At 70.1% G+C, this 15847-nt stretch carries 10 protein-coding genes; 4 read left to right on the forward strand and 6 right to left on the reverse strand.

What is annotated here, in order from left to right; genetic code table 11:
• Positions 1-76 precede the first annotated feature (76 nt).
• On the forward strand, positions 77-3190 hold the full coding sequence (locus tag AB0B94_RS32140; RefSeq protein WP_357289408.1) for a DNRLRE domain-containing protein: 3114 nt from the start codon (positions 77-79) through the stop codon (positions 3188-3190).
• 194 nt (positions 3191-3384) lie between these two features.
• On the opposite strand, the gene AB0B94_RS32145 is transcribed toward AB0B94_RS32140, so the two are convergent.
• Together AB0B94_RS32145 and AB0B94_RS32150 are read right to left on the reverse strand one after the other, a co-directional pair.
• Positions 3385-7356: a CARDB domain-containing protein gene (locus tag AB0B94_RS32145; protein ID WP_357289411.1), complete on the reverse strand. Its 3972-nt coding sequence runs from the start codon at positions 7354-7356 to the stop codon at positions 3385-3387.
• A gap of 449 nt (positions 7357-7805) precedes the next feature.
• Complete coding sequence (locus tag AB0B94_RS32150; RefSeq protein WP_357289414.1) at positions 7806-8357, reverse strand: GNAT family N-acetyltransferase; 552 nt, start codon at positions 8355-8357, stop codon at positions 7806-7808.
• A 51-nt stretch (positions 8358-8408) separates the two neighbouring features.
• Between AB0B94_RS32150 and AB0B94_RS32155 the strand changes: the two genes are divergently transcribed.
• Positions 8409-9251 carry a YhjD/YihY/BrkB family envelope integrity protein gene (locus AB0B94_RS32155; protein WP_357289417.1) on the forward strand — a complete coding sequence of 281 codons (843 nt, stop codon included), beginning with the start codon at positions 8409-8411 and terminating at the stop codon, positions 9249-9251.
• Between the two features lie 113 nt (positions 9252-9364).
• Here the strand turns inward: AB0B94_RS32155 and AB0B94_RS32160 are convergent, their stop codons facing one another.
• Genes AB0B94_RS32160 through AB0B94_RS32175 form a run of 4 tightly spaced genes read right to left on the reverse strand, consistent with a single transcriptional unit; the run spans position 9365 to position 12996 of the window.
• A complete protein-coding gene (locus AB0B94_RS32160; RefSeq protein WP_357289420.1) occupies positions 9365-10576 on the reverse strand; it encodes an ABC transporter permease in 1212 nt (403 codons plus the stop codon).
• Entirely contained in the window at positions 10573-11250 is a 678-nt protein-coding gene (locus AB0B94_RS32165) for an ABC transporter ATP-binding protein (RefSeq protein WP_357289513.1), read from the reverse strand. Before AB0B94_RS32165 ends, AB0B94_RS32160 begins: the two co-directional genes overlap by 4 nt.
• A gap of 11 nt (positions 11251-11261) precedes the next feature.
• The gene (locus AB0B94_RS32170; RefSeq protein ID WP_357289424.1) at positions 11262-12395 is read right to left on the reverse strand and encodes a hypothetical protein; all 1134 of its coding nucleotides are present in this window, start codon (positions 12393-12395) and stop codon (positions 11262-11264) included.
• The gene (locus tag AB0B94_RS32175; protein ID WP_357289427.1) at positions 12382-12996 is read right to left on the reverse strand and encodes a hypothetical protein; all 615 of its coding nucleotides are present in this window, start codon (positions 12994-12996) and stop codon (positions 12382-12384) included. The genes AB0B94_RS32170 and AB0B94_RS32175 overlap by 14 nt, the downstream gene beginning before the upstream one ends.
• Positions 12997-13109: 113 nt before the next feature.
• Here AB0B94_RS32175 and AB0B94_RS32180 point away from each other — a divergent pair, with 113 nt between their 5' ends.
• Entirely contained in the window at positions 13110-13805 is a 696-nt protein-coding gene (locus tag AB0B94_RS32180) for a response regulator transcription factor (protein ID WP_357289432.1), read from the forward strand.
• The gene (locus AB0B94_RS32185) at positions 13795-15753 is read left to right on the forward strand and encodes a HAMP domain-containing sensor histidine kinase (RefSeq protein WP_357289435.1); all 1959 of its coding nucleotides are present in this window, start codon (positions 13795-13797) and stop codon (positions 15751-15753) included. Before AB0B94_RS32180 ends, AB0B94_RS32185 begins: the two co-directional genes overlap by 11 nt.
• The last annotated feature ends 94 nt before the right edge of the window (positions 15754-15847 follow it).

Genomic DNA, 15847 nt, shown 5'->3' on the forward strand with positions numbered 1-15847 from the left:
TGCCCCGCGGCCCGCCGGACGGGGCTGCTTGTTGTGCCATCCCCCTGTTGTCGGCCCCCACGGGAGTAGAAGCGCCGTGACCGTGCCTCGCCTGCTCAGCCCGCTTGTGCGTACGCGCTTCAGGCTGACTCTCACCCTGGGCGTCCTGCTGGCCGCACTTGTCGCGACCCCACTGCCATTGCGGTGGACCGACCAACCGCGCGACACCGCCCTCGCGCCGGTGCCGGCCGCCCCGCGCGACGAGGCGACCGCGATGACCGACGCCCGGCGGACCGGCACGGACGTGCTGGTGGATACGGCCACCAGCGCCACCTCGCTCACCTGGGCCATGCCGAACGGCCAGTTGCGCACCACGGTCCACGCCATCCCCCAACGGTCGAAGAACACCGCCGGCCAGTGGGTGGCGGTCGACAACACGCTGACCCGCGGCGCAAGCACCGCCAGCGGACTGGACATCCGACCCGTCAACGCCGTCACGCCGGTCCGCTTCTCCGGCGGCAGCGCCAGTGGTCAGCCGGACGGCACCCCGACCGTACTGACCGAAATGGACGTCGAGGGCCACACCATCGCGTACACCTGGCCCGGCCGACTGCCGAAGCCGGTGCTCGACGGCCCGCGCGCCCTCTACCCCGAGGTCCACCCCGGAGTCGACCTGCTCGTCGTCGCCCGTGACGACGGCGGCGTCGGACAACTGCTGATCGTCAAGAACCGAGCAGCCGCCACGATCCAGGCCGTCAGCTCCCTGACCTACGGTCTGCGCTCCCAGACGGTCGTCTTCCGCCGCGACGCGACAACCGGCGGCGTCCTCGCCCTCGACAAGGTCAGCGGCGAGGAGGTCAGCTCGATCCCCAGCCCGTTCGCCTGGGACTCCGCCGGACGCGACCCGGAGGCGCCCGACAGCGCCCCCCGCACCTCCGTGGCCACGCCCGCCGACGTGCTGAAGCTCTCCGGCCTCGTCGGCAGTGAGCCGGGCGCACGCGAGGCCCAGATCCCCACCCGACTCGACGGCGACGGCACCGGCGACGTCCGACTGCACCTCGACGCCGCCGCCACCGGGCTGCTCACCGGCCCGGACGTGCTCTTTCCCGTCTTTGTGGACCCGACCCTCACCAGCGGCAAACAGGCCTGGGCCACCGTCTATTCGCAGCACCCCAACACGAACACCTACAACGGCACCAACTTCAACTCCGGAACCACTGACGCCCGGGTGGGCTACGAGGAGGACACGCCGCTGCGAGCCCGCTCGTTCTGGCGGATGGGCTTTGACGCCAAAATCAAGGGTGCAACGGTCACCTCGGCGAGCTTCAAGGTGCTGAACAACCACTCGTGGAACTGCACGTCCCGCGAGATGCAGCTCTGGCGCACCGGTTCCATCTCCAGCGGCAGCACCTGGAACAAGCAGCCGGCATGGGCGGACGAGCAGTCCCGACGGTCCTTCGCCTACGGCTACGGCAGCAACTGCGCCGACGACTACGTGAGCTTCGACGTGAAAAAGGGCGCCCAGGACGCCGCCAACGGCGGCTGGGCGAACCTCACCCTCGGCATGCGCGCCAGCAGCGAGTCCGACACGCTGACCTGGCGCAAGTTCAAGGTCACCTCCGCCGAGCTGTCCGTCACCTACAACCGGCCGCCGAACGAGCCGACGGGCGGCACCACCTCACCCGGCGGTAGTTGCGTGCCCGGCCCGGGCGGAGGCGTAACGGTGGCGAAGACAAACATCATCCTTTCCGCGTCCGCCTCGGACGGTGACGGCAACCTCAAGAGCCTGCGCTTCCGCTTCTGGAAGAACGGCACTACCACCCCGGCGGGCACCGTCGTCACCGCCACCGTCGACGGCAAGGCCACACTGACGATCCCCTCCGGCAACCTGGAGGACAAGGCGATCTACTCCTGGGAGGTGAGCGCCGAGGACGCGGTCGGCGCCACGTCCTCGTTCTTCCCACCCGGCAGCGAGCCGTGCCGCCTCACCATCGACGCCTCCGCACCCCCGGCACCGGACGTCGCCAGCGACGTCTTCAAGGAGGCCACCCCCGACGGCGCGACGTGGGCCACGATCAAGTTCGGCGAGACCGGTCCCATCACGTTCACCGCCTCTGGCGCCACGAGCTTCACCTACTCTTTCGAGAGCATCGGCGCCGTGGCCGTGGCAGCGACCAGCGGCAAAGCCACAGTGCCCAACCTGGCACCCCGGCACGCCGGCCCCACCACCCTGCACGTGTACGCGTACGACTCGGTCGGCAACCGCAGCGCCCGCACCGACTACACGTTCTACCTGCCGCCACGCTCGACCGCCGACGGGCCTGGCGACACGGGCGGTGACGGGATTCCCGACCTGCTCCTGGTGGACTCCTCAGGCAACCTGCGCAACTACGCCGGTGACACGGGCGGCGAGCTGTATGCCTGGCTCGTCGGCTCCTACAGCGACGGCAAGCTCAACCCGACGGGTCACTGGTTCGACCCGAACACCGGCAGGGCAGCGCTGCTCACCAAGCACACCGACACCTATCCCGGCGACGGCACGACCGACATGTTCGCCCGTACCCCGGACGGCGGCTTCTGGCTCTACCCGGGCGACGGGTATGGCACCTTCGACGTCGAACGTCGGCTGCGGGTCATCCTCCCGGCCACCGGTGTCGGCGGAACCGCGGTGCCTTCGCCGGACACCTGGACCCAGATCAAGGCCGTCGGTGACATCACCGGCGACAAGCTCCCGGACCTGATTCTGCGGGCCGGGCCCGCCTTCTGGGCGCTGAGCGGCTACACGGGTGGGAGCTTCCAGGAGGCGACCCTGATGGAGGGCACCGCCTGGGCGCGACGTGAGGTCGTCAACGTCGCCGACATCGACCTGGACGGCACACCGGACATGCTCTGGCGCAACCTGGACAACGGCAACATGTACGTCCGGCACGGCAAGCCCGGCTCGCTCCCGGGCAGCGTGAACCTTGATTCGCTCAAGTCGGCCGCCGGCTCGCGCAGCGGCGACGTCTCGTACGGGACGGGATGGTCCGAGGCCAACATCAGCGCCATGATCAGCATTCCGGACGTCAGCGGAGACCGGGTGCCTGATTTCTGGACCCGCTCGGGCACGGACGGCATGATGCGGATCTATCACCCGTCCACCACCAGCGCCGGTGGGCCGGTGAAGGTCGTCCTGGGTGACGACTGGCGCGGGGTCAAATCGTTCGGCTGACCCACTCTCGTGAGCGACACGCACAGGGCCTGAGTAGCTGTCTACTCAGGCCCTGTGCTTCCTGCTCGGCGGTGCCGGTGCTGCCGGCCCGATGCCCACGACAGAGCTTGCGCAGCGGTGCCCAGCACGAGAGTCGGGGTGTCCGCAGATACGGACACCCCGACTTGACTGGAACCGTGTGATCAAGCGGAGGGCTAGCCGCCGTTGATGACGAACTGCGAGCCCGGCTGGATGACGATGTTGCCGTCGGCCGAGTTGGTGATTGTCACGTTGGTCAGGTTGGCGTTACCGCGCGCGCCGCTCATCGCGAGGATGCCGGCCCCGTTGACGGACCTGTCGATCCGGACGTTGGTGATGGCGAGGTTCGGTATGTTGCCGCCACCGTTCTTGAACTGGATGCCGTCGTACGTGGAGTCGATGATGTCGGTGTCGCGGATCGTGACCCCGACGATGTCCCTGGTGGCCGGGAAGATCGTGATGGCACCGAACTCCTGGTCCTCGTTCCAGAAGGCGCCGCCGGTGCGGTAGAGCCCGTTGTTGGCGATCAGTGTCGTGCCGGAGAACGGCAGCGGGTCGTGGTCGGTCGCCAGCATGATGCCCGGGTAGTTGGCGGTGTCGTAGATCAGGTTGTTCTCGATCGAGTTGTCGTAGCCGCCGTAGATGGCGATGCCATTGGCCCGCCAGGGCAGCTGGATGGTGTTGTTGACGAAGTGGTTGTCGTGGGCGATGTCGACGTTGCGGTCCTTGACGTACGGGTTGGCCCACACGGCCAGCGCGTCGTCACCTGTGGTGCGGAAGGACGAGTTGAACACCCGCGAGTTACGCGTGCCGTTGCTGAAGTTGATGCCGTCGGCGTACGTGTTGCGGATCCGCATGCCGCTGAAGTCCAGCCCGTCGGCCGGCCCCCACAGGTCGGGGATGTTGTCGTAGTCGCGGCCCACCCAGACGCCCACGTTGGCGTGCTCGATCCAGACGTTGCTGATCTTCGTGCCGGTGCCGAAGCGACCGTTCAGACCGACGCCACCCTCGGCGTTGCCGTCACCGCCGCGGATCCGGCCCGAGCCGAAGATGGCGATGTCGGAGATCTGGGTGTTCTTGTCGATGTCGAAGCCGAAGTTGCCCTCGTGCGGGTGGTTGATGCCGCCCACCACGTTCTGCGGCTCGGTCAGCGTGTAGAGCTGCGAGTGCCACATCCCGGCGCCCCGGATCGTGACGTTGCTGATGCCGACCTGGTTGTGCGTACCCCGGTTCAGCGGGTCGTCGGTCAGGATCTTCTGCTCCTGCCGCCACTGCCCGGCGGGGATCCAGACGCAGCTGATGACACCGTTCTGGTCGTCGGTCACCGCCCGTTGGATGGCGGCGGTGTCGTCGAGCCCGTCGTTGGCGACCGCACCGTACGAGGTGATCGAGGTGCAACCGGCCGGTTGGCTCGCCGCCGGCGCCACCTGCTCCAGATCGATCATGTCGATGACGTAGAAGGAGGCGGTGTCACCCGAGTCGCGCTGCAACTTGAACCGGGTGCCGGCCGGGTACGACTGCGCCAACAGCGCGTTCGACTCGTCGAAGAGCCGCCGGGCGTCGGCCTGCGGGGTGTTGGTCAGCGCCTCCGGCCCGTCGGTGTTGCCGTAGAGCCAGCTGTGCTTCGACGACAGCGTCAACTTCCGGGAGAAGACGTCGTTGACGTAGAGGCTGATGGTCGCCTCGATGCCGCCACCACCGGGCGCGTCCGGGATGGAGTTGCGCACCACTATGGAGTTGGCCTGGTTGGCCGAGGTGAACTCGACGAACTGGCCGGTACTGGTGAGTCGGACCGACTTGCGACCCGAGGACTCGCTGGCGAAGTTGGTGTGCCCGAAGGTACGCAGCGGGTCGGCCTCCAGCAGCGTGCCCTGGTAACGGCCGGCCTCCGCCTCGTAGGAGACGTACGGGACGGCGGCCCCGCGACCGACCACTATCGACTGGCTGAACGCGTTGTTCGTCTCGTTGGTCTCGGTGACCACGTTGGTGGCGTCGGCGGTGGCGGTGATGGTGGCGCCGCCGCTGGTGGCGGTCCAGCTACCGCTGACGGCCACGGTGACCGTCGCGCCGGCGGCGATCGAGGCGGTGTTGGTGTTGAGCGTGGTGCTGCCCGCCACCAGCCGGGTGACAGTTGTCGCGCCGGTCGCTGTGGTGCCCCGGTTGCGAACCGTCACGGTGAAGGTGACGGACGCCCCGACGGCCGGGTTCGGCGGGTTCGAGGCGATGCTGAGCACCTGGAGGTCGGGGCCCGGGGCCTGCGTCACCACCAGCGGCGACGCCGCGGTGAAGCTGTTGTTGCCGTTGTTCTGCTCGACGATCGTGTTCGCCGGGTCGACCACCGCCGAGACGGCGTAGCTGCCCATCGGCCGCGTGCCGGCGTTGAACGACACTGTGGTCGAGGCGCCCGCGGCGAGCGTCCCCACGGTGGCGCTGCCGACGACCGTGCCGGCCAGGCTGAAGTTCACCGTGGTCGCGCCCGCGGCGGCCGACCCGATGTTCTGCACCACCGCCGAGAGGGTGACCGCAGAGACCTCGCTGGGCGACGTGGGCGACCAGGTCACCGAGCTGACGACCAGATCCGGGTTGGGTGCCGGCGTGCCGCACACCTCAAGCTCGGCCACCTGCCCGGATGGGGCACCGGTGTTGCCGGTGAACCGCAACTGCACGTCCGCTGTGGTCGCGCTGACCGGGATGGTCACCAGGTTGGTGCCCTGCACGAACTGGTAGGCCGCCGCCGACACCAGACTGGTGTACGTCGACGACGCCTGGTCGCGACCGAGGACCTGAATGGTCTGGGTACGGGTGCCCCAGGCCGGGTCCGGGTTGAGCTTCACTGTGACACCGGAGATGGAGTGGTTCGCGCCCAGCGCCACTGTCAGGTTCTGCGGGTAGCTGGCCGCCCCCTCCCAGTAGGTGCTGAGCTGCCCGTCGTTGGCCTTGTCCGGGGTGAAGCTGAAGGTGGAGCCGCTCGCCGTCATGCTCTTGCCCTGCGCCACGTTGGTGCAGGCCGGCGGGTTGCTGCCGGTCCGGGTGACGGTGTTGCTGTTGCCGGAGAGGTTGCCGGCGCCGTCACGGGCCCGGACGTGGTACGACACGGTGGCCGTCGCCGGTTGGGTGTCCTGGTAGGTGAGGACGGTGCCCAACGTGGCGATCAGGCTGCCGCCCCGGTAGACGTTGTAGCCGGCGAGCCCACTGCCCCCGGAGTCGGTGGAGGCACCCCAGGTCAGCGTGATTGTGCTGCCCGAGGTGCTCTGCGACAGGGTCCCCGGGACGCTCGGCGCTGTGGTGTCACCGCTGCCGGTCCGGGTCACCGTGTTGCTGTTGCCGGAGAGGTTGCCGGCGGCGTCGCGGGCCCGGACGAAGTACGACACGGTGGCCGTCGCCGGCTGGGTGTCGTTGAAGGTGGTGACGTTGCCGATGGACTGGAGGAACGCGCCGTTGCGGTAGACGTCGTAGCCGGCGATGCCGCTGCCGCCCGCGTTGTCGGTCGACGCGACCCAATTGAGACTGATGGTGGTGCCCGACTGGGTGTAGGAGAGGTTGCCGGGAACGCTCGGCGCTGTGGTGTCGGGGGTGGTGCCGCCGCTGCCGTACACCTCCAGCTCGGAGAGTTGCCCGGCCGGCCAGCCGCTGTTGGCGGTGATGGTGATCCGGACGTAGCGGGTGGCGGTCGAGCTGAAGTTGATCGTGGCGGTGCTGCCGCTCGCCGGGTTGAAGGTGTAGGTCTGCGAGCCGACCAGGTCGGTGAAGGACGAACCGTTGGTGCTGCCTCGCACGCTCAGCGTCTGGGTCCGGGTGCCCCAACCGGAGGTCGGCAGCTTCAGGACGACCTGGTTGACGCTCTGCGATGAGCCGAGATCGACCTGCACCCACTGCGGGAAGGCGTTGTTGACGCTCTCCCAGTAGCTGCCCGCGTTGCCGTCGACGACCTTCGACGAGTCGTAGACGTCGGCGTGGCCGCTCTCCTGGGTGGGACGGCCCTGGGCGAGGTTGGTGGCCGCCGGCGCGAAGCCGGTGCTCGGTGCGGCGGCCCGGTCGAACGGTCGGGCGGCGGCGGCCGGGCCGGTGAGGGCGGTCGCCCCGGCCGTCGCGATCAGCGCGGCGGCGGCCGTGGCCGCCACCATCCTGAACAGATTCGTTCGTCTCATCACTGTCCTTGTCGTCGGGGGACGGTTGCCGCGGTGGCTGGACCACGGGGTGGGGGTGCGGCGGTGCAGCGCCGGCCGACGCGAGCGGGCCGGTGTCGAGAGAGAGGGGATGGCACGGGCGGCGCGGGGGCGGCGCTCGTCCTGGAAACACCAGATGGGTACGACCATCAACGGACCCCCTGAGGAGGCCCGTTGAATCTTCCGGGAGCATGCACGGAATCGTGCATGCCTTTGTCGAAATCTTGCACTACTTTGGCCAAAGGTTACTGACGTGCTACGGGAGCGTCAACACTTCGACAGCAGTCACTATTGATGGGCTTCCCTGCCCTGGGGTCTGTCGACCGCACCGACCGGCAGATAAATTCGGGGAAGGTGTCGCCCCCCGACTACTGGAGGCCACACCTTCCCCGAAGTTACGCAGGATCTTGCGTCAGGTCGTACGGGAACGATCAGGCATCTGGTGCCGTCAGCACGAACGTCTCCAGCAGCTCCCCGCCGTACCAGTCGGTGCGCTGACCGACATGCCTCATGCCCAGCCTCCGAGCGACAGCCATCGACGCTTCGTTGCTCGGCGACACGACCGCGTAGATCTCCCGGGTGCCGGCGGCGAACTCCCGGGCCACCACCGCGCGGGCCGCCTCGGTGGCGTAGCCGTGACCCCACGCGTCCGGGTGCAGGTGCCAGCCCACCTCGATGTCGTCGGTCCGGCGCGACTCGTCGCGCCCCGGCAACGGCTTGAGCAACACGGTGCCCACCACCTGACCCGTCTCGTGTACCTCGACCGCCCAGGTGCCGTACCGGCCGCCGTCGTCGGCGTGCCGCTCCTGCCAGACCCGCAGCCGCTCGACGGCCTGGGCCGGGTTGGTCATCGGCAGACCCGACGCCATGCCCAGATATCGACTGACCTCGGGACGCGAGTAGACGTCGTAGATCCGGGCCAGATCGGCCGGATCGTCGGTCCAATCGCGCAGGATCAGGCGTTCGGTAGTGAGAACAGTCATGACCGGCGATCTTAAGGAGTGACGGCCTCGACGACAGGGAAGGAGGACCCGATGGGCAACGGATGGCAGCGCGCGAAACGGATCACCACAGCCGCGTTCCGTCCGGTGCGCGGCCGGGACCTGTCGCTGCACGCCGCCGCGATCACCTTCTACGGGGCGATCGCCGTGGTGCCGGTCGCCCTGCTGGCGATCTGGCTCACCGCGCTGGTGGCCGGGGCCGATCGGGTACGCCGGCTCACCACGTACGCCGTGGAGGCCCTGCCCACCGCGATCGGCGCGCCCCGGGCGGTGGAGGCACTGGTCGACGCCGGGGTGGGGTTGACCCCGCTGCTGGCGCTGGCCTCCCTGCTGCCCGCCTCGCTCTATGGCGAGGGCCTGCGCAGGGCGTTCGTCTCGGTGGCCGCGCCCCGCTCCGACGAGCACCTTGTCGGCTGGCGGGGCCGGCTCCTGCTGATGCCACTGCTCGCGCCGGCCCCCGCGCTGCTGCTGTCGATCCTGTTGGCGCTCCCGCTCACCACCCGCCTCGTACGCCAGGGCGGTTGGCTCGGTGTACTCGGCGTGGTGCTGTCGTTCCTGGCGGTCTGGCTGGTGCTCACGCCGGTGCTGGTGTGGGTGTTCCGGGTCGTCGGGCCGGCCTCACCGGACTGGCTCTCCACCCTCGGGATCGGGTCTTTCACCGCGGCGAACCTCTCCGGATTCCTGCACGGCTTCGTGCTCTTCGCCTCGCTCCCGCTGGACCTCGGCGTGCCCTTCGGCGGCTTCGACGACATCGGCGCCGGCGTGGCGGTCCTCCTCTGGCTCTACCTGTTCCATGTGATCGTCCTGGCCGGCTACTCCGCCACCCTGGCCCTCTCCCACTGGCGCACAACCCACCCCACCCACCCCACCCCGTGAGCCTGGTCGATCATGAAGTTGTTGCCACCCGACGCGGCGTGTCGGGGCAACAACTTCATGATCAACGTGGACTCCGGGGGTGGGGTGGGGTGGGTGGGTGGGTGGGTGGGGGGTTAGGGGGTGGCGAGGGCTTCGGTGGGGGTTAGGCGGGCGGCTCGGATCGAGGGGTAGACGCCGGCGATCACACCGACCAGGAGGGCACCGGTGATTCCGCCGAGCACCGCGGTCAGTGGGATCGTGGGCGGCCAGCCCTGGTAGCTGGCGTAGCCGACCGTCGCGAGCACCCCCAGGACGGCCCCGGCGGCACCGCCGAGCACGCTGAGCAGCACCGACTCGGTGAGGAACTGCACCCGGATCTGACCGCGGTTCGCGCCGAGCGCCCGGCGTAGGCCGATCTCCCGACGACGCTCCAGCACCGAGATGACCATCGTGTTGGCCACACCGATGCCGCCGACCAGCAGGGCGACCGCCGCCAACCCGAGGAACAGCGCGGAGAAGCTGCTCTCGGTGGCCCGTTTCGCGGCGAGCGCGTCGGAGGGGCGGCTGACCTGGACCAGTCCGGGCAACTGCGGGTTGAGGGTGGCCGGCAGCACGGCGCGGACGTCCTCCAACGCGTCCTCAGTGGCCCGCAGGTAGACGACAGTGGGGTGACCGTCGAAGTCGAGCATGGCCTTGGCGGCGTCCCACCCGACCAGCACCGAGCGGTCCAGATCCGGGGAGAGCGGCAACGGGTCCAGGATGCCGATCACAGTGAACCAGCGCTCGCCGATGAACACCTGGGGTGGTTGCCGCGGATCCACAGTGGCAAAGCCGAGCCGGCTCGCCGCTACGTACCCGAGGACTGCTGTCGGAAGCTGGGCCGAACCGGCGTCGAGGGCCCGCCCGCTGCGGATCCGGCCGTTGACAGTCCCCAACAGGTCCGGCCGGGACGCGAGCACTGTGAGCCCGGACGTGTCGTACCGGTCCAGCAGGTCGTTGCGGCGCACGGCGGTGTGCGTGTTCGCGACCGCGCTCGCCGTCTGGACCGGCCCGATCCGCGACACCATGGCAGCGGCGTCCTCGGGCAAAAGGACGGGCGGGTTCTGATCCGGTACGGGCTCGACCCGCAGCAGGTTGGTGCCGAGGGCGGAGAGCTGGTCCATCAGGTCGCGCTGGCTGGACGCGGGGATGCCCACCACGACCACCAACGTGGCGATGCCGATGGAGATGCCCAGGGCGGAGAGGACCGCCCGCATCCGGCGGGTGGTCAGGCCGAGCAGACCGAGCCGGAGTACGTCGGTCGGGGCGAGCCGGGTCGACCGGGTGTCACCCGGGGACGCGCTCACACCCCGCTCCCGGTGACGGTGTCGGCGACGATCCGGCCGTCGCGGATCTCCACCTGCCGAGGCGTACGGGCGGCGAGATCGCGGTCGTGGGTGATCACCGCGATGGTGGTGCCCTCCGCGTTGAGGTCTGTGAGCAGGGCAAGAACCGCCTCCCCGTTGACCGTGTCGAGGGCGCCGGTCGGCTCGTCGGCCAGCACCAGCGCGGGCTCGTTGACGAGTGCCCGCGCTATCGCCACCCGCTGCCGCTCCCCGCCGGAGAGCTGCTGCGGCAGGTGGTCGACACGGTGCGCCAGGCCGACCCGGGCCAGCGCCTCGATCGCCGTTCGGCGACGGCGGCGGCGGGGCACCCCGGCGTAGAGCAGGCCGGTGGCGACGTTCTCGGCGGCATCCAGCCCGTCGGTGAGGTGGAACTGCTGGAAGACGAAACCGAGCCAGCGGCCCCGCAGCGCGGAGAGCCGACGGTCGGACAGCGCGGTGACCTCCTGCCCGGCGACGCGTACCCGACCGCTGGTCGGCAGGTCGAGGGTGCCCATGATGTTCAGCAGCGTGGACTTGCCGGACCCGGACGGCCCGACGATGGCGAGCATCTCGCCCGCGCGCACCGTCAGTGAGACGTCGGCAAGCGCCGTCACCCCGCCGGGGTACGTCCTACTGACCGCCTCGACGCTCAGCACCGGTTCGGCGATCACGATGCCGTCATCACGTCGAGGCCCTCGGTCACACCGGTGCCGCTGATCTCGACCAGGCCCCGGGCGAACATCCCGGTCTCCACGGCCACCAGCCCACCGTCGGGCAGTTGCAGCGCATGCCCGCCCTCGCGGAGCGCCACCAGCGCGCCGACCGGCACCGCGAGCACGCCCTTGTGGACGGCGGTGGTGAAGCGGACCTGCACCGTTGCCGCGTCCAGCTTGGCCACGTCCGCCGCCCGGGTCGGTGCGACGAGGACGTCAACCGTCGGTGGGCTGCCCTGCCCGGTGCCGTCGTCCGAGCCACCGCCGCGCACCGTCTGCGAGATCGAGGCGACGGTGGCCCGGATCTCGGAGCTGTCCGGCAGGGCGACGACCACTGCGGCGCCCACAGTGATGGCGCCGACCTCGGTGGCCCCGACCGGCACTGTGACCAGCTTGACCTTCTCGGTGACGGCCAACAGCTCACCGGCGACCGGGTCACCGGGCAGCGCCTTCACCGCGCTGACCCGGGCCGGCCCGGTCAGCACAGCTGCCTGCCCGACCCCGATCGTGCCCGTGGGGTCCAGGCCGAGTGCCTGCTGCCACTTCTTGATCGCGCTGACCAGACTCTTGGTGAGCAGTGCCTGACCCGTGCCGATCTTCGTGCCGTCGGTGCTCCGGGACGGCTGCGTACCGGTCTGGTAGCCCATCGCCTTCAGGTTGTCCGACACGATCCGTACGTCGCTGCCCACCAGACCTGGCTTGTCGAGTGTGCGGAAGAGCGGTGTCCCGCCGAACAGCACCGGCACCGGTCGGTCGTTCACCCAGTAGAGCGCCTTGCCCCGGGCCACCGTGTCGCCCACCTTCGGCAGTCGGGTGACGACGCCCTCCCCCGCGCCCTTCACCAACCGCTCCGGGCCGAAGCCGAGTGTGCCGTTCAGCGAGCGGGTGTCCGACAGGTCGGCCCGGGTCACAGTCGTCGTGGCGACCGGCGGCGGGGCGCTCGGGACGGCACCGCCGGGGTGACGCCGCAGAGCCAACGCCCCGACGCCCGCACCCACGGCGACCACCACCGTCACCACCGCCACCACGATCGCGGTACGCCGGGTCCTCCGCCGACCAGGGCCGTCGGTCGGGTTACTGCCGGGCACCGAAGATCTCCATCGTGCATTCCTTGTCGAGCTTGGCCACGGCCTGACCGTCAAGTCCGTTGGTCGGGTCGGCGACCCCGTCGTCGTAGGTCCAGCCGGAGCCGTCCGGCAGCGAGTGGATCTTCATTCCGCGTCCACGCAGGCACTGGACGTAGTCGTTCCACTGACTCACGTAGTTCGGGTTCTTCTTCGGGTCCAGCTCCGGTGGCTGGAGCGGCAGCTTGTTCGCGCACGCCACGTAGGCCGCCTTCGGCTCCCCGCTCTGGTCGAGGGACAGGCCCGTACCGTCCCCCACCGGGCCGGGTTGTGACCGGCCGTCGTTCAGCTTCACGCCGTTGTCGTGCAGGCAGATGTTGTACGTCCCCCAGAGCCGCTCCTGCTCCTCGTCGGTCATGTCCAGGCGGAGCTGCGGTCGACCGTTGGCGGCGCCACCGGCCGGGGTGGCGCTCGCCCGGGCGGACGGGGTGACGAGCGACGCGACATCGCCGCTGGCGGTGCCCTTGTCGGCGCTGGACGCACCGCCGCCGCAGCCGGTGAGGGCGACGGCGAGCACCGTGACCGCGGCGAGCCCGGCCGCGACCCGATGGGTTGAGTTGGTCATGGCGTGCAGCTTCACGCCCGGGTGTCAGAGACCTGTAAGGAACCGGTCGTCATCCGATAGTCCCAGCTCAGCGGCAGTGCTGGAACCGGTCGGGGCCACGTACAGTCGCTGCCGTGTGTGCGTACGTGCTGGTGGCCGAGGACGACCAGAAGCAGGCGGAGCTGGCGCGCCGGTATCTGGAACGCGAAGGGCACGAGGTGGTCGTGGTGGCCGACGGGCGGGCCGCGCTGGAGCAGATCCGGCAGCGGCCCCCGGATCTGCTGGTCCTCGACGTGATGATGCCGAAGGTCGACGGCCTGGACGTCTGTCGCATCCTGCGCCGGGAGTCCGACCTGCCGGTGCTCATGCTGACCGCCCGGTCGACCGAGGACGACCTGCTGCTCGGCCTCGACCTGGGCGCCGACGACTACATGACCAAGCCGTACAGCCCGCGTGAACTGGTCGCCCGGGCCCGCAGCCTGCTGCGCCGGGGCCAACGGACGCAGGCGGACCCGGTGCTGCGGGTGGGCGCGGTGCACGTCGACCCGGTGCGCCACGAGGTACGCAGCGACGGCCGCCTCGTCGACTGCACACCTGGTGAGTTCCAACTGCTTCAGGCGATGGCCGCCCAGCCCGCCCGGGCGTTCACCAGGGATCAGCTCCTGGGCTACCTGCACGGGTTCGACAGGTACATCACCAACCGGACCGTGGACGTGCACGTGATGAACCTCCGCCGGAAGATCGAGCCGAACCCGCGCAAGCCGGCCCGGTTGGTGACCGTGTACGGCATCGGATACAAGTTGGTCGAAGAGTCACCCCGTGTCGGTTGAGGTCCCGCTGCGCCGCAGCCTGCTGCTCCGACTGCTGGCGCTGGCCGTCCTCATCGCCATCGGCTCGATCGCGGCGACCGCGTGGCTGGCCGTCCGCACCACCACCGGAGCGATCCGGCAGGAGCAGGGGCAGGCGCTGGCCGACGACGCGCGCATCTACGACACAGTGCTCGCGTACGCGGCGACCCACCCGAGCTGGGACGGGGTCGACGCGGCAGTTCGGCCGCTCGCCCAGGACGTCGGCCGGCGGATCGCCCTGACCACCGAGACGGGTGCGCCGATCGCGGACTCGGCACCCGGCGCGGGCCCGTTGCCGACGACGTCCTCCGCGACCGTCGACGCGCTTGCCGTCGACACCGCTTTGATGCCCGGCACCACAATGCCGGGCGGCGGGGACGGCGGCGCCAGCCGTATCGACCCGCGCGCCACCGGGCCGTACCAGCTCCCGCCGGAGGAGCGCGCCGCGCTGCGCGACGAGGCGGCCCAGGCGGTCCAGTGTCTGCGGCTCCGGGCGCAGATCGACGCCACCGTCGTGGACGGGCCCACCGGCCGCCCCCGCATCGACACCCCCGGCACCGACCTCGCCGACAGTGCCGTCTGCAGCCAGGCGAGAGAGGATCTCGCGACCCGTACGGCCACCGAGGGCAAGGCGCTCGCCCAGCTCAACGCCCTGGTGAACACCTGCCTGGCGCGGCGACGCCTGCCCGCCGTGCAGGTGGACCTGAACTGGACCTGGACGAGGCAGCCGGCGGCCAGCGCACCCGATTCCCGCAGCGCGGCCGGCGTCGACCAGGAGCACAACCGGGCGGTCAGTGCCTGCGTCGGCACCAGTCGACGCGAACAACTCCTCCCGTACGTCGCTCCGGCCGCTACCCTCTTCGTCACCGACCCGGGCGGTCGCCCCTCGACCACCTTCGACCTCTCCCCCGCCAACCAGACCCGCATCGTCGCTGTCGCCGGTCTCGTCCTGCTGGTGACGATCGGCTTCACAGTCCTCGCCGGCATCCGGCTGACCCGCCCGCTGCACGCGCTGACCGGGGCCGCCCAGCGCATGCGCGACGGCGACGGCGCCGCCCGGGTCCGGGTGACCGGCCGCGACGAGATCGCCCGGCTGGCCGAGGCCTTCAACGACATGGCCGAGCGGCGGGAACGGCTGGAGCAGTTACGCCGGGCCATGGTCAGCGACATCGCCCACGAGATGCGTACGCCGGTGAGCAACATCCGGGGTTGGCTCGAAGCTGTCGAGGATGGCGTCGCGGCCCCCGACCGCCGGCTGCTCTCCTCACTGCTGGAGGAGGCGACAGTGCTCCAGCACGTGATCACCGACCTGCAGGATCTGGCCGAGGCCGACGCGGGCGCGCTGCGGCTGCACCCTGAGGAGGTCTACCTCGCCGACCTGCTCGCCCAGGTCGCTGAGGCGCACCGGGTCCAGGCCGACCGGGTCGGCGTCACCATCACGGTACGCACCGAGGCCGACCCGCAGGTGCACGCCGACCCGGTGCGACTCCGCCAGGCCGTCGGCAACCTGGTCGCCAACGCGGTACGGCACACCCCGTCGGGCGGGCGCGTGACGATCAGCGCCAGCGCGACCGAGGCCGAGGTCGTCGTGTCGGTGGCCGACACCGGCAGCGGTATCAGCGCCGAGGACCTGCCCCGGGTCTTCGACCGCTTCTGGCGGGCCGAGAAGTCCCGTAGCCGGCTGACCGGCGGCAGCGGCCTGGGCCTCGCCATCGTGCGCAAGCTCACCGAGGCCCACGGCGGCACAGTCAGCGCCACCAGCACCCCCACCCGAGGCTCCACCTTCACCCTCCACCTACCCCCACCCCTACCTCCCCCACCCTTACCTCCCCCACCCCTTCCTCCCGCCTCCTCCCAACCCCACCCCCCACCCGCCGGCCCGGTTGATCATGAAGTTATTGCCACTCGGCGCGGCGTGTCGTGGCAATAACTTCATGATCAACGGACGACGGGGTAGGTGGGCAGGTGGGGCGGGGTAAGGGGCGGGGCAAGGGTGGGGTGGAAGGGGTGACCTGGTTGGGCAG

The sequence above is a fragment of the Micromonospora sp. NPDC048986 genome (genome assembly GCF_040649335.1).
In the GTDB taxonomy this organism is placed as follows: domain Bacteria; phylum Actinomycetota; class Actinomycetes; order Mycobacteriales; family Micromonosporaceae; genus Micromonospora; species Micromonospora alfalfae.

Bases quoted from the DNA above. Each gene is read 5' to 3' on its own strand.
- AB0B94_RS32145 (WP_357289411.1), bottom strand. From the start codon at position 7,356: ATGAGACGAACGAATCTGTTCAGGATGGTGGCGGCCACGGCCGCCGCC.
- AB0B94_RS32150 (WP_357289414.1), bottom strand. From the start codon at position 8,357: ATGACTGTTCTCACTACCGAACGCCTGATCCTGCGCGATTGGACCGAC.
- AB0B94_RS32155 (WP_357289417.1), top strand. From the start codon at position 8,409: ATGGGCAACGGATGGCAGCGCGCGAAACGGATCACCACAGCCGCGTTC.
- AB0B94_RS32175 (WP_357289427.1), bottom strand. From the start codon at position 12,996: ATGACCAACTCAACCCATCGGGTCGCGGCCGGGCTCGCCGCGGTCACG.